The following is a 12,523-nucleotide window of genomic DNA, read 5'->3' on the forward strand; positions in this document are numbered from 1 at the left end:
CAACGGCACCCCGCCGATACGCAACCACCGAGCATCTCGAACTCTGCGCTACCGTGACAGCACACCCCGAGTCGAAGGAGCCGACGGATGTCCGCATACGAGTTCACCCCGGACGCGATCGTGATCGGGGCAGGCCTCGCCGGGCTGGTGGCGGCATCCGAGTTGCTGCGATCGGGCAAACGCGTGACAATCCTCGAGCAGGAGCCGGAAGCGAGCCTCGGCGGCCAGGCCTGGTGGTCGTTCGGCGGACTCTTTCTGGTCGACTCCCCCGAACAACGGCGCATGGGGATCCACGATTCGCTCGAGCTCGCGCGGCAGGACTGGTTCGGCTCGGCCGACTTCGACCGCGACGAAGATTTCTGGCCGAGACGCTGGGCCGAGGCCTACCTGCAGTTCGCGGCCGGGGAGAAACGCGCCTGGCTGAAGGAGCAGGGCATCAGCCTGTTTCCGGTGGTCGGCTGGGCGGAACGCGGCGGCTATACCGCCACCGTGCACGGCAACTCGGTGCCGCGATTTCACATCACCTGGGGCACCGGAACGGGTGTCGTCGCGCCCTTCATCGACCGCGTGCGCCAGGGCGTTTCCCTGGGTGTCGCCCGACTCGAGTTCCGCCACCGCGTGGACGAGCTGATCGTCGAGAACGGCGCGGTGGTCGGCGCCCGCGGTGCGATCCTGGCTCCGGATGCGGCAGAACGCGGCGCACCCAGCAACCGCAACGAGGTGGGAGAGTTCGAAACCCGTGCGCCCGCCGTCATCGTGACCAGCGGAGGCATCGGCGGCAATCACGACCTCGTGCGCGAGCAATGGCCCCGCCGTCTCGGAACGCCGCCAGAACACATGCTCTCGGGGGTCCCCGCCCACGTGGACGGACGGATGCTCGGCATCAGCGAGCGCGCCGGCGCCCGTCTCATCAACGGCGACCGCATGTGGCACTACACAGAGGGCATCGTGAATCACAGCCCGGTGTGGGCGAAGCATGGGATCCGCATTCTGCCGGGCCCGTCATCCCTCTGGTTGGATGCGACGGGATCCCGACTGCCGGTGCCGCTGTTCCCGGGATTCGACACGCTCGGCACCCTCGAACACATCATGTCCACCGGGTACGAGCACACCTGGTTCGTGCTGACCCAGAAGATCATCGAGAAGGAGTTCGCGCTCTCGGGCAGCGAGCAGAATCCCGACCTGACCAATCGCGACTACCGGCTGCTGGCCACCCGGGTGTTGCCCGGGGCTCCGGGACCGATAGAGAAGTTCAAGACCCACGGCGAAGACTTCGTCGTGGCGAACACCCTCGACGAGCTGCTCGATGGGATGGATCGCCTCTCCCCCGAGGTCACCATCGACCGCGAGCGGGTGAGGTCGGAGGTCGAGGCTCGCGACCGTGAACTCGACAACGATTTCTCGAAGGATGCCCAGATCAACGCGGTTCGCCAGGCGCGGCACTATCGCGGCGACAAGCTGATCAGGGTGGCGTCTCCCCACAAACTCCAGGATCCGAAGGCCGGACCGCTCATCGCGGTTAAGCTGCACATCATCACGCGCAAGTCGCTCGGAGGCATCGAAACCGACCTGCAGGCGCGCGCGCTGGGGGCCGACGGCAGTCCGATCCCCGGTCTGTATGCGGCTGGCGAGGCCAGCGGCTTCGGTGGCGGCGGGATGCACGGCTATCGTTCCCTCGAGGGCACCTTCCTCGGCGGCTGCCTGTTCTCGGGTCGCGTTGCCGGCCGCGCGGTCGCGGGACTCTAGACCTGGAGCAATGTAAGGGACAACGATGAGCAACTGGAATGACTCGGTCATCACGGAGTTCCGCGCCAACAACGGCGTGGTGGGCGGACCGTTCGCGGGGGCACACCTGTTGCTGCTCACCACCACCGGCGCTAAGACCGGCGAACCGCGCGTCTCGCCGGTCATGCCGAGCGTGCGCGACGGCAGGCTCTACATCGTGGCCTCGAAGGCCGGGGCGGACACCAGCCCGGCCTGGTTTCACAACCTGGTCGCGCATCCCGAGGTCTTCGTCGAGCTGGCGACGGATGACGGGGTCGAGACCTACGACGCGAGGGCGGTGGTGCTCGACCGCTCCGAGCGCGACCGTATCTATGCGTCGATAGCGGCGACCAATCCCGCATTTGCGGGCTATCAGGAGAAGACCGATCGGGTGATCCCGGTGGTGGAGCTCGTCCGCAGATAGCGTGCGGCTACTCGACGACGATGCCGAGCTGCCCGGCCAGCAGCGGGGCGAGCAGCGACAGCTGACCCTCGTCGATGACGACACCGCGGGCCCCGTCGAGCCCGTTCAGCGCGGCGAAGTCGCTGCCGCGCAGGTCGAGGTCGACGTTGGTCGCGCGGGTGAGATCGATCGTGTCGATGCGGCAGTTCTTGAGTGCCACGCGCGTTGTCGTGGCCCCGCCCAGGTCGAGGTCGGTGATGACGCAGTCCTCGATCAGCACGTCGCTCAGCGTCGAGCCGCGCAGGTTGAGGTAGTCGATCTTGCCGCCGCGGATATGCAGCATCCGCAGCTCGGAGTCGAATAGCTCGGCCGAGCCCCAGCGCGGCGACTCGACGAGGCTGTCGCGCCAAGTGCTGCGAGGGGCACGGAGCACCGGGGCGAAGGATGCCGTGATCAGCGACTCGATGAAGCGGGTGCCGCGCATCCCCGCCTCGCTCAGAGTGACCGAGGCGAGCTCACACTCGCGAAACGTCGTTCCGGTGAGGTCGAACTCGCCGAAATCGGCAACGCTGAACCGCATCCCCTCGTAGTCGTCGCCGGCGAAAAGCTCGTCGGCGACGGCATCCTCGACGCGCGGTGCGGTGAACGAGAGTCGAGGAGCATTGGTCATCGTTGCAGTGACCAGGAGCGTCGCTTGACCAGCACGTGCCCGCGCTCGGTCGACACCCGGGTCCACGGGCCGGTCTCGTAGATGCGTGCCGTCTGCTCATCGCCGAGAAAACCGAGGCTCACCGCGGCGAAGGCGACGCCAGCCGGAACGTATTCCAGCCCGGGAATGCCACGCCCCCACACCTCGGAGCGCACCCGGTGCACGATCTGCTCGCCGGTGCCGGTAGGTATTGCCTCCGCGACCTCGGCGATGCCCTCGGCGGCCACCTGCTCCAGCGGCGCCACCGGCGTCTCTTCGAGTCGAGCCCAGCCACCGCGGGGCGGCGAGATCGCGGCCCAGGTGACCGTGTTGACCTGCATGGGCATGCTGACGGTGACGGATGCCGTGGGGTCGACCACCGCGGACTGCAGCCTGGTCAGCCGCTCGAGCAGCGATCGCACCGGCACCACGGCGTCAAAGGTCTCGACGGTGCCGTCAGAACTCGGCGTCAGCGCGAAGGTGCGCAGGCCCAGGATGGTGGGGCTCTCGTCGAGCAGTCCGACGGGGAAGAACACCGCGACATACACGGCGAGCACACCGGAGTCGGCGATGAGGCGCACAGAACCGTCCTCAACGCGGCCCGCGCGACTAAGGAAGACCTGCAGGTCGGCGAGGGAGAGGGAGTCAACGAGGGAGAATGTCTGGCTCATGCGATCTCTTAAGCTAGCAGGGCAATCAGTGAGTACCGACGGAGGTTCCATGCACGATCCGCTCGCCGACCTGCTCTCCGCACTCGACCTCACCGACACCCACGCCCGCACCAGCGAAGACATCTTCACCGGCAGAAGCCAATGGATGCCGCAGGGCCGTCTCTTCGGCGGCCAGGTGCTGGGGCAGTCCCTCGTCGCCGCGCAACGGACCATCGGCGACGATCGCCCCGTCCATTCGATGCACGGCTATTTCCTCCGTCCGGGCCAGCTCGATAAGCCGATCACCTTCTCCGTCGACCGCATCCATGACGGTCGCTCCTTCTCCACCCGGCGCACCCAGGCGTACCAGGACGGCCTGCCGATCCTCTCGATGATCGCCTCCTTCCAGACGGTGGATGTCGGCCTCGAGCACCAGATCGACATGCCCACCGACATCCCCCAGCCCGAAGACCTCCCGACCGCCGCCGACGTGCTCGACGGAGTCGATCACCCCGTGGCAAAGGTCTGGGCTCACGAGCGTCCGTTCGACATGCGGCACGTGCCGTCATCCGTCTATCTCTCGGTCGACGGCCCGCACGTTGCCCATCAGGCGGTCTGGGTGAAGACCATCGGACCGATGCCAGACGACCCGACCCTGCACCGCGCGGCGATGGCCTACGTGAGCGATTACACGATCCTCGAACCGATCTTCCGCCGCCACGGAGTCCCGTGGGCCACTCCGGGGCTGAAGGCGGCCAGCCTCGACCACGCGATGTGGTTCCACCGCTTCGGACGCATCGACGAGTGGGTGCTGTACCTGCAGGAATCCCCGACCGCGACGGGCGGCCGCGGCCTGTCCCTCGGCCGGCTGTACAGCCGCGACGGTCGCCTACTCGCCAGCGTCGCCCAAGAGGGAACAGTGCGCGTCGGGCCGCCGCCCGCTCGATGAGACACCGCCCGCTCGCTAGAGCGAGGTGCGCAGCAGCACGGTTCCATCGCGGGTCGAGCGCACCTCGACCAACCTGATCTGATCTGCAGCAAGGCTCGTGGTGCCGGAGGGCTCGGCGGACGTGCCGGGCCCAGCAGACCAGGTGGCAACCTCGATGGAGCGGCCGCGGGCATCCGTCACGTACATCGCGTAGTCGAAGTCCTGCTGCTGACCGCCACCGTAACCGGGCGTCGCTCCGTCTTTCAGACCGTAACTGCAGTCCATATCAATGCGTGTGCCCCACCCCTCGGAGACGACACGGATGCTCGCGCGCAAGGCACTCGGAACCACCGGTTTCAGCGCCACAGTGCGCGCCACGGGTTCCGCGACGGTCGAACTGGGTGCGGGGGCAGGGAGCGGGGCGGTGAGCGTCGGCAGCGCGAACACCAGCGCGGCCACCGCCGCGGCGACCAGAACGGCACCGCCACCGATGGCAGCACGGGTGCGCAGCCTGCGCCGGCGGGCCGACCGCAGCATCCGCGGCCAGAGCGTGTCCGGCACCGGGATGGGTCGCGGCGTCTCGCGTATCGCCTCCTCGGCGGGCACCGTGGCGAGCAGCCCCGGGATGCCGGCCAGTTCGGCGAGCGCTGCCGCACAGCTCGGGCACTCGGCGAGATGACGCTCGTATTCGCCTCGCTCCTCGGCAGACAGCGCGCCCAGCACGTAGGCGGCATCCCAATCTGAATAGACGTCGTCGCTCATTGCGTTACCCCCCGCTCCTGCAGCGCCAGGCGCAGTGCCCGCAGTGCATAGTGCAGCCGGGACTTGACTGTTCCGGCCGGAATCTCCAGTTCCGCAGCGATCTGCGCGATCGACTGCCGCTGGTAGTACGCGTGAACAACCACGAGGCGGTGATCGTGGGAGAGGGTGCCGAGGGCGTCGGAGACCAGCCAAGAGTCGAGAAGCGCGTCGATGCCGTCATCCGTCGCCCGCTCGGGCAGCAGGTCGGTCGAGAATTCGTGGCGCGAGGCCGCTGACCGCTTGGAGTCGATCACCAGGTTGCGGGCCACGGTGAACAGCCAGGCACGCGCGGACTTGTCGGACTGGTCGAGCACCAACGGCTTGGTCCAGGCCTTCACCAGGGTCTCTTGCACCACGTCTTCGGCGAAATGACGGTCTCCGGTGAGCCACACGACGTAGCGCCAGAGCGCGGTGCCGTACTCGTCGTGTAGGGCACGCAGCAACTCGTCGTGAGTCTCCGCCATCATCCACCTCCGCCCATGACACGAGACCGAAACGGATTCGGTTCAGATCTGAACCACATCGGCGTGCGGCTCGTTAGACACATGAACGGTAGTCCACGCGGTGACGACACCGCGCACAGAAATTTCACAGTTCGTACCAAGGGGATGGCGGCAGCCTGACCGTAGGTTCGGCGACACCGACCCACCTCGACTGGAAAGAGATCATGCGAACCCCCAACAAATACGCCCTGTCCGCGTTTGCCGGAGTATCGCTCGTCGGCACGCTCGCCGGATGCAGTGCCACGGCCTCGGCCGGAACCTCGAACACCAGCAGCGACACCTCGGCGAGCGCATCTCCGTCGACAGGCGACTCGACCGGCACCTACAAAGACGGCAGCTACACCGAGGACGGCGAATACAATTCCCCCGGCGGTGAGGAGAAGGTCGAGGTCAAGGTCACCCTCGCCGACGGCGTCATCACCGCGGTCACCGTCGCCAGCGACGCCTCCAACGATCCGACCGGCAAGCAGTATCAGGCCCAGTTCATCAAGGGCATCAGCGCCCAGGTGGTCGGCAAGAAGATCGACAGCCTCAGCGTCTCCAAGGTCTCCGGATCCTCCCTCACCAGCATGGGCTTCAATGCCGCGATCACGAAGATCAAGGCCGACGCGAGTGCCTAGTCTGCGCTTCTCGGCGATCGGCACCGACTGGCAGGTGGACACCCTTCTGCCCGTCGATGCCGACCTCGAGGCGCGCCTGCACTCCCGCATCGACGAGTTCGATCGCACCTACTCGCGCTTCCGTGGAGACTCCCTGGTCAGTACCGTCGCCGAGGCTCCCGGCCGCTACCGGTTTCCGGATGACGCGTCCCGCCTGTTCGACCTCTACGACGGTCTTTTCGACAGCACCGACGGAGCCGTGACACCTCTCGTGGGCCGCGCTCTCGAACAGCTCGGCTATGACGCGCGCTATTCGCTCACCCGTCGCGGACCCGGGATGCCCGCCCCGCGCTGGGCAGACGAGGTCGCCCGCGAGGGCTCCACGCTCGTCACCCGCTCCCCCGTGCTCATCGACGTCGGAGCCGCGGGCAAGGGCTACCTCGTCGATCTGGTCGGCGAACTGCTGCACGAGGGCGGTGTCGATGCGTTCCTCATCGATGCGAGCGGCGATCTGCTCGTCTCTGGACCGGAGCCGACCGGGGTAGGCCTCGAGCATCCGTTCGATCCGTCGATGGCCATCGGCGAGGTCACGCTGACGAACCGTTCGATCTGCGCCTCGGGGTCCAACCGTCGGGTCTGGGGCGAGGGGCTGCACCACATCCTCGATGGGCGCACCGGAGAGCCGACCCGCGACGTGATCGCCACCTGGGCCATCGCCGACAGCGCCCTGCTCGCCGACGGGCTCGCGACCGCGCTGTTCTTCGCCGACCCGACCGAACTCGCCCGGACCTTCGATTTCGAGTGGGTGCGGATGTTCTCGACCGGAGTCGCCGAGCGCTCCGTCGACCTTCCGGGGAGACTGTTTTCATGAGAACCGTCCTCGACCGCCTGACCGGCCGCGTGACCATGTATCGGCTGATGCTGTTCGTGCTCTGCGGGATCTTCGTCATCGCTCTGGCGCTGTCGTTCATCCCGGGCGGCGTGGCGTACAGCCCGCTGCAACTCATCGCAAGCCTCACGGTGCTGGTGGTGGCGACCTATGTCTCGAACCGGCTGTTCGGGCTGATCTTCCGGGTGACACCGCACGGGGAATCGTCGAACATCACCGCGCTGCTTCTGCTGTTCCTGTTCTTTCCGACGATCGAACCGCAAGGGCTCGGCATCCTCGCCCTGGTCGCGGTGATCGCGAGCGCCTCGAAGTACCTGCTCGCCTTCCGCGGTCGGCACGTCTTCAATCCGGTCGCCATCGCCGCCGTGATCATCGCGCTCACCCAGCTGAGCGGCGCGACCTGGTGGGTGGCGACGCCCTACCTGCTCGCGCCGGTCGTCATCGGCGGGTTCCTGGTCGTCTACCGCACGCGGCGGTTCGCCCTGGTCGGGCTGTTTTTGGTCGTCGCGTTCGTGCTCAGCACCGTGCGCTTCAGCCTCGGAGGGATGGATGTCGCCACCGCCGCGTGGACGGTCGTCGGCTCCGCCCCCCTGGTCTTCTTCGCCGTGTTCATGCTCGACGAACCGCTGACCCTGCCGCCACTGCGCTGGCAGCAGCTCGTCTTCGCAGCCGTCGTCGCCGTGCTGTTCTCGGTGCCATACGCCGTCGGCCCGATTCGTACCTCGCCCGAGATCGCTCTCGTGGTGGGCAACATCCTCGCCTTCGCGTTCGGCCAGCGGCGCTCCGTGCGACTGCGGTATGTCGGCAGTCGGCAGCTCACCCCGGGGGCTCGCGAGCTCGAGTTCGCGGCATCCGCCCCCCTGCGTTTTCAGCCGGGGCAATACCTCGAACTCGCGCTGCCGCACGCCAAAGCCGACGGCCGCGGGGTGCGGCGCACCTTCAGCATCGCCTCGGCGCCCGGCTCGTCGCAGGTCGCGGTGGGGCTGCGGTTGCCCGAGCAATCGAGCACCTTCAAGCGGCGGCTGCGCGCGCTCGAGCCGGGCAGCATGCTGCACGCGACCGCGGTCGGCGGCGACTTCACCCTGCCGAAGGATGCCGGGGTGCCGCTACTTCTGGTGGCCGGCGGCATCGGGATCACCCCGTTCGTGAGCCAGCTGAGGCATCTCGCCGAGACGGGTGAGCGCCGCGACATCGTGCTCGTCTATGCGGTGTCGACCAGCGAGGAGCTCGCATACGCGGAGGAACTCGCGGCCAGCGGACTGCCGGTACTGGTCACCGCGCCGACCGCCCCCGCCGGGATGCCCTCGTCGTGGGACTACCTCGGGCCGGGGCGCCTCGATGCGTCACTGCTGGCATCGCGAGTGCCGGATCTGACCTCGCGCACCGCCTACGTCTCCGGCCCGCCGGCGCTGGTGACCTCGCTCGCCCGCCAGTTGCGGGAGCTGGGGGTGCGCCGCATCCGGACCGACTACTTCAGCGGGTACTGAGCCCGCCGGGGTGACCGCCGGTCGTGGCCGCCGGTCGTGGCCGCCGGTCGAGTAGCGACCGAGCGCCCGCGCGAGGACGCGTATCAAGACCCAGGTGCGGGTTTCGATATGGCTGCTCCTTCGTCGCGGCCTACTCAAGCAGCGGCACTTCGCGTATCGAGACCCGCAGGGACCTAGCGGCGCTTGCTGAACCGGATCGGCTCGTCGAGGTACGGCTCCCAGGCCGCACGCTCGTAGTCGCGGATGCGCCGGGGGCGCATCGTCTCCCGATCGACCAGCACGAGCGTGGTAGCCGCCTTGGTGTACAGCAGCGCGGGTTCCTGGCCCAGCGGCGAGCGCACTTCGTAGCAGATCTCGAAGCTCGCGCCGCCGATCTGTGCGATCCACAACTGGATGTCGAGCGGCTGGCGCATGTACGGGATCGGCAGCAGGTACTCGACCTCCTGACGCGCAATCAGGCTCAGGGTGTCTGCGCCGGGGCTCGCGTCGAGCACCGCGGTCGAGGCGCCCGCCAGTCGGATGTCGCCCAGCCTGACAGCGTCCGGCCGCGTGTCACCACCCGTGACACTCGCCTCGGCGTCACCGAGAGCCGCGCCATCCGTCCAAAACGCTTCGATGCGCGCCTCTTCGAGCAGGCGCAGCATGTCGGCGTTGTTGACGTGCCCGTAGCCGTCGAGGTCTGCCCAGCGCAGCCGAGTCGGTACGTGCAGACGTGCCATCGGTTAGTCCCGGGTGAGCTTGCGATATGCGGAGCGGTTCGGCTTCGCCGCGTCCGGTCCGAGGCGCTTGATCTTGTCTTCCTCGTACGCCTCGAAGTTGCCCTCGTACCAATGCCAGTACCCGGGCTTCTCGGCGGTGCCTTCGTACGCCAGGATGTGCGTGGCGATGCGGTCGAGGAACCACCGATCGTGAGTGATGACCACCGCACAGCCGGGGAACTCGAGAAGTGCGTTCTCGAGACTGCCGAGCGTCTCGACGTCCAGGTCGTTAGTGGGCTCGTCGAGCAGCAGCAGGTTTCCGCCCTGCTTGAGCGTGAGCGCGAGGTTGAGACGGTTGCGCTCACCACCGGAGAGCACGCCGGCCTTCTTCTGCTGGTCGGGACCCTTGAAACCGAACTGCGAGACATAGCCGCGCGACGGGATCTCGGTCTTGCCGACCTGGATGTAATCCTGCCCGTCAGAGACGACCTCCCAGAGGGTCTTCTGGGGGTCGATACCGCCGCGGTCTTGGTCGACGTAAGAGATGTCGACCGTCTCGCCGATCTTCAGATCGCCGCCGTCGAGCTTCTCGAAGCCGGTGATCGTCTTGAACAGGGTGGACTTGCCCACACCGTTCGGGCCGATGACGCCGACGATTCCGTTGCGCGGCAGGGTGAAGCTCAGTCCGTCGATGAGTACGCGACCGTCGAAGCCCTTTTCGAGCTTCTTGGCGTCGATCACCTGGGAGCCAAGACGCGGGCCGACGGGGATGACCAGCTCTTCGAAATCGAGCTTCCTGGTCTTCTCCGCCTCGTTGACCATCTCCTCGTATCGGGCGAGACGCGCCTTCGACTTGACCTGACGGCCCTTGGCGTTGCTCCGCACCCATTCCAGCTCCGACGAGAGCCGCTTGGCGAGCTTGGCGTCTTTCTTGCCCTGGACTTCGAGGCGGGCACCCTTCTTCTCGAGGTAGGTCGAGTAGTTGCCCTCATAGGGGTAAAGGTGACCGCGGTCGACCTCGGCGATCCATTCGGCGACGTGGTCGAGGAAGTACCGATCGTGGGTGACGGCGAGAACTGCGCCGTGGTACTGGGCGAGGTGCTGCTCGAGCCAGAGGACACTCTCGGCGTCGAGGTGGTTGGTGGGCTCGTCGAGCAGCAGCAGGTCGGGCTTCTGCAGCAGCAGCTTCGTCAGGGCGACGCGGCGCTTCTCACCACCGGAGAGGTTGGAGACCTGGGCGTCGCCGGGCGGGGTGCGCAGGGCATCCATTGCCTGCTCCAGCTGCGAGTCGAGGTCCCACGCGTCGGCAGCGTCGATCTCTTCCTGCAGCGTGCCCATTTCGGCGAGCAGGGTGTCGAAGTCGGCGTCGGGCTCGCCCATCGCCAGCGAGATCTCGTTGAAGCGGTCGACCTTTGCCTTGATCGGGCCGACACCCTCCTGCACGTTCTCGAGCACGGTCTTGGTCTCGTCGAGCTCTGGCTCCTGCATCAGGATGCCCACGCTGAAGCCCGGGCTCAGGCGGGCTTCGCCGTTGCTCGGGGTGTCGAGGCCGGCCATGATCTTGAGGATCGTGGACTTTCCCGCACCGTTCGGCCCGACCACGCCGATCTTGGCGCCGGGCAGGAACGACATCGTGACGTCGTCGAGGATGAGCTTGTCGCCGACCGCTTTGCGGGCGCGGACCATCGTATAAATGAATTCGGCCATGAGACGAGTTTAGGTGTCCGTCACGCGGTCGCTCGCCGCCGGTCGGTCGTCGCCCGCGATGGAACCGGCGACTTCCCGTCGATGCCGACCAGTCGATGCCTACCAGTCGATGGGGCGGGTCTTGCCGATCAGGCAAGTTCCGTTTGCCAGCGCCTTCTGCACCGAACTCTCATAACCCGCTCCACCGTGTTGGCCGAGGAGGCAACTGTCGCCGATTTTCACCGAGAACAGAATGGAGTCGGCGTTGCCACCGATCGACGTCTTGTCGGGCGTCACCTGCATGTCGGCCTTGACGAATCCGGATGCGACCAGGTTGTCGATGATGTCCCGGCCATTCGCCGATCCATTGGATGCGAACAACTTCCCGTTCACCTGATCGAAGAACGGCTTTTCTTGCTCGGCCGTCCCGTTCGCCACCATCGCGGGCTGTGGAGTGGGGGTCGGGCTCGCGCTTGCGCTTGCGCTTGCGCTTGCGCTTGCCGACGCGCTCGGCCTGACCACTGGGCTAGAAGGGCTGCACCCGGCAAGGGCTGCGGTCGCAAGAACAGCCGAGCCGATGAGAACCGCGAGGCGGAACCGTGCCATCCTGCGTTTCTCCCCCGTGCCGTTTCTCGCCGGGCGCTGAAGCGCTCGACCGCAACGATTCTAGAGCGCAGCTCAGCCCTCGACCTGGATGTCCGCACTAGAAGGGCGCGGGCAGGCTGGCCGTCGCCCAGCTCTCCGTCGCGGGAGCGTCGAGCTGATCGGGGTCCTCGCCCTGTCCAGAGCTGCCGCCCTGCCCTGAGCTACCGGTTCGCTCTGAGACTCCGGCCTGATCTGTGGCGTCGGGGTGCGCCTCGGCCGCCTGGTCGGTGAGTGAGCCTGCCGGGTCATCCGTGGCCGGAGTGCTTGACGCTGAGTTCACGATGTTGCGGGTGAAGGAGGCGGTGCCCCACGCGAGGTCATGACCGATCGAATCCGCATCCACCTCGATGTTGGTGCCGGTTTTCTCGGCGCTGGTCCAATCGCGAATGCGCAATCGCCCGGTCACCACCACGCGATCGCCCTTGCTGATCGAGGCAGAGATGTTCATTGCAAGCTGTCGAAACGCGGTGACGGTGTACCAGTTGGTTTCGCCGTCTACCCACTTGGCCTCGCGGCGGTCGTAGCGGCGTTGAGTGGAAGCGAGCCGGAAGCTCGCGATAGGCAGGCCCTCGCTGGTGATGAGGTGCCGGGGCGGGGTGGCGACGAGGCCGGTGAGAGTGATGATGTCAGTCATGGGACGAGTGTGCGGTGACGGCGCTGGACGCGAAACCGGCCGCCGCCCTGTTGGGGAGGCGGCCGGACATCCGTCGAGTGTGAGGGAGTGGACCGTGGCCACTGATGATCCCTGTGGCTCGAACACCATGCAGCCCTCCGTCAAACGA

14 protein-coding genes are annotated in these 12,523 nt (G+C 67.0%); 6 read left to right on the forward strand and 8 right to left on the reverse strand.

Annotation, left to right across the window (positions count from 1 at the left end):
• The first annotated feature begins 87 nt into the window (after nt 1-87).
• On the forward strand, nt 88-1,746 hold the full coding sequence (locus IV501_RS00175) for an FAD-binding dehydrogenase (protein ID WP_200554406.1): 1,659 nt from the start codon (nt 88-90) through the stop codon (nt 1,744-1,746).
• 25 nt (nt 1,747-1,771) lie between these two features.
• Nucleotides 1,772-2,188 carry a nitroreductase/quinone reductase family protein gene (locus tag IV501_RS00180; RefSeq protein WP_200554407.1) on the forward strand — a complete coding sequence of 139 codons (417 nt, stop codon included), beginning with the start codon at nt 1,772-1,774 and terminating at the stop codon, nt 2,186-2,188.
• A 7-nt stretch (nt 2,189-2,195) separates the two neighbouring features.
• Here the strand turns inward: IV501_RS00180 and IV501_RS00185 are convergent, their stop codons facing one another.
• Both IV501_RS00185 and IV501_RS00190 read right to left on the reverse strand, forming a co-directional pair.
• Nucleotides 2,196-2,837, reverse strand: a complete 642-nt coding sequence (locus IV501_RS00185) for a pentapeptide repeat-containing protein (RefSeq protein ID WP_200554408.1) — start codon at nt 2,835-2,837, stop codon at nt 2,196-2,198.
• Nucleotides 2,834-3,526, reverse strand: a complete 693-nt coding sequence (locus IV501_RS00190) for a DUF8185 domain-containing protein (RefSeq protein WP_200554409.1) — start codon at nt 3,524-3,526, stop codon at nt 2,834-2,836. Before IV501_RS00190 ends, IV501_RS00185 begins: the two co-directional genes overlap by 4 nt.
• Nucleotides 3,527-3,575: 49 nt before the next feature.
• Here IV501_RS00190 and IV501_RS00195 point away from each other — a divergent pair, with 49 nt between their 5' ends.
• Nucleotides 3,576-4,454: an acyl-CoA thioesterase gene (locus tag IV501_RS00195; protein ID WP_200555367.1), complete on the forward strand. Its 879-nt coding sequence runs from the start codon at nt 3,576-3,578 to the stop codon at nt 4,452-4,454.
• Between the two features lie 15 nt (nt 4,455-4,469).
• Here the strand turns inward: IV501_RS00195 and IV501_RS00200 are convergent, their stop codons facing one another.
• Together IV501_RS00200 and IV501_RS00205 are read right to left on the reverse strand one after the other, a co-directional pair.
• Nucleotides 4,470-5,195 (reverse strand): anti-sigma factor family protein, encoded by a 726-nt coding sequence (locus IV501_RS00200; protein WP_200554410.1) that lies wholly within the window; start codon nt 5,193-5,195, stop codon nt 4,470-4,472.
• A complete protein-coding gene (locus IV501_RS00205) occupies nt 5,192-5,698 on the reverse strand; it encodes a sigma-70 family RNA polymerase sigma factor (protein WP_307812101.1) in 507 nt (168 codons plus the stop codon). The genes IV501_RS00200 and IV501_RS00205 overlap by 4 nt, the downstream gene beginning before the upstream one ends.
• A gap of 203 nt (nt 5,699-5,901) precedes the next feature.
• Between IV501_RS00205 and IV501_RS00210 the strand changes: the two genes are divergently transcribed.
• Genes IV501_RS00210 through IV501_RS00220 form a run of 3 tightly spaced genes read left to right on the forward strand, consistent with a single transcriptional unit; the run spans nt 5,902 to nt 8,712 of the window.
• Nucleotides 5,902-6,357 (forward strand): FMN-binding protein, encoded by a 456-nt coding sequence (locus IV501_RS00210; RefSeq protein WP_200554412.1) that lies wholly within the window; start codon nt 5,902-5,904, stop codon nt 6,355-6,357.
• Entirely contained in the window at nt 6,350-7,207 is an 858-nt protein-coding gene (locus IV501_RS00215; protein WP_307812102.1) for an FAD:protein FMN transferase, read from the forward strand. The genes IV501_RS00210 and IV501_RS00215 overlap by 8 nt, the downstream gene beginning before the upstream one ends.
• Entirely contained in the window at nt 7,204-8,712 is a 1,509-nt protein-coding gene (locus tag IV501_RS00220) for a ferredoxin--NADP reductase (RefSeq protein ID WP_200554414.1), read from the forward strand. The genes IV501_RS00215 and IV501_RS00220 overlap by 4 nt, the downstream gene beginning before the upstream one ends.
• A 173-nt stretch (nt 8,713-8,885) precedes the next feature.
• Here the strand turns inward: IV501_RS00220 and IV501_RS00225 are convergent, their stop codons facing one another.
• The 4 genes from IV501_RS00225 to IV501_RS00240 all read right to left on the reverse strand — a co-directional run bounded on the left by IV501_RS00225 (nt 8,886) and on the right by IV501_RS00240 (nt 12,375).
• The gene (locus IV501_RS00225) at nt 8,886-9,431 is read right to left on the reverse strand and encodes an acyl-CoA thioesterase (protein ID WP_200554415.1); all 546 of its coding nucleotides are present in this window, start codon (nt 9,429-9,431) and stop codon (nt 8,886-8,888) included.
• A gap of 3 nt (nt 9,432-9,434) precedes the next feature.
• Nucleotides 9,435-11,117 carry an energy-dependent translational throttle protein EttA gene (gene ettA / locus IV501_RS00230; protein ID WP_200554416.1) on the reverse strand — a complete coding sequence of 561 codons (1,683 nt, stop codon included), beginning with the start codon at nt 11,115-11,117 and terminating at the stop codon, nt 9,435-9,437.
• 99 nt (nt 11,118-11,216) lie between these two features.
• Nucleotides 11,217-11,537, reverse strand: coding sequence for a DUF6993 domain-containing protein (locus IV501_RS00235; RefSeq protein WP_200554417.1), 321 nt, complete (start codon nt 11,535-11,537; stop codon nt 11,217-11,219).
• 262 nt (nt 11,538-11,799) lie between these two features.
• Complete coding sequence (locus IV501_RS00240; RefSeq protein WP_200554418.1) at nt 11,800-12,375, reverse strand: single-stranded DNA-binding protein; 576 nt, start codon at nt 12,373-12,375, stop codon at nt 11,800-11,802.
• Nucleotides 12,376-12,523: the final 148 nt, after the last annotated feature.

This window comes from Lacisediminihabitans changchengi (assembly GCF_016634425.1).
In the GTDB taxonomy this organism is placed as follows: domain Bacteria; phylum Actinomycetota; class Actinomycetes; order Actinomycetales; family Microbacteriaceae; genus Lacisediminihabitans; species Lacisediminihabitans changchengi.

What these genes read in the sequence shown, in the direction of transcription:
- IV501_RS00175 (WP_200554406.1), top strand. Translation starts at nt 88, where the DNA reads ATGTCCGCATACGAGTTCACCCCGGACGCGATCGTGATCGGGGCAGGC.
- IV501_RS00180 (WP_200554407.1), top strand. Translation starts at nt 1,772, where the DNA reads ATGAGCAACTGGAATGACTCGGTCATCACGGAGTTCCGCGCCAACAAC.
- IV501_RS00185 (WP_200554408.1), bottom strand. Translation starts at nt 2,837, where the DNA reads ATGACCAATGCTCCTCGACTCTCGTTCACCGCACCGCGCGTCGAGGAT.
- IV501_RS00190 (WP_200554409.1), bottom strand. Translation starts at nt 3,526, where the DNA reads ATGAGCCAGACATTCTCCCTCGTTGACTCCCTCTCCCTCGCCGACCTG.
- IV501_RS00195 (WP_200555367.1), top strand. Translation starts at nt 3,576, where the DNA reads ATGCACGATCCGCTCGCCGACCTGCTCTCCGCACTCGACCTCACCGAC.
- IV501_RS00200 (WP_200554410.1), bottom strand. Translation starts at nt 5,195, where the DNA reads ATGAGCGACGACGTCTATTCAGATTGGGATGCCGCCTACGTGCTGGGC.
- IV501_RS00205 (WP_307812101.1), bottom strand. Translation starts at nt 5,698, where the DNA reads ATGGCGGAGACTCACGACGAGTTGCTGCGTGCCCTACACGACGAGTAC.
- IV501_RS00210 (WP_200554412.1), top strand. Translation starts at nt 5,902, where the DNA reads ATGCGAACCCCCAACAAATACGCCCTGTCCGCGTTTGCCGGAGTATCG.
- IV501_RS00220 (WP_200554414.1), top strand. Translation starts at nt 7,204, where the DNA reads ATGAGAACCGTCCTCGACCGCCTGACCGGCCGCGTGACCATGTATCGG.
- IV501_RS00225 (WP_200554415.1), bottom strand. Translation starts at nt 9,431, where the DNA reads ATGGCACGTCTGCACGTACCGACTCGGCTGCGCTGGGCAGACCTCGAC.
- ettA (WP_200554416.1), bottom strand. Translation starts at nt 11,117, where the DNA reads ATGGCCGAATTCATTTATACGATGGTCCGCGCCCGCAAAGCGGTCGGC.
- IV501_RS00235 (WP_200554417.1), bottom strand. Translation starts at nt 11,537, where the DNA reads ATGGTGGCGAACGGGACGGCCGAGCAAGAAAAGCCGTTCTTCGATCAG.
- IV501_RS00240 (WP_200554418.1), bottom strand. Translation starts at nt 12,375, where the DNA reads ATGACTGACATCATCACTCTCACCGGCCTCGTCGCCACCCCGCCCCGG.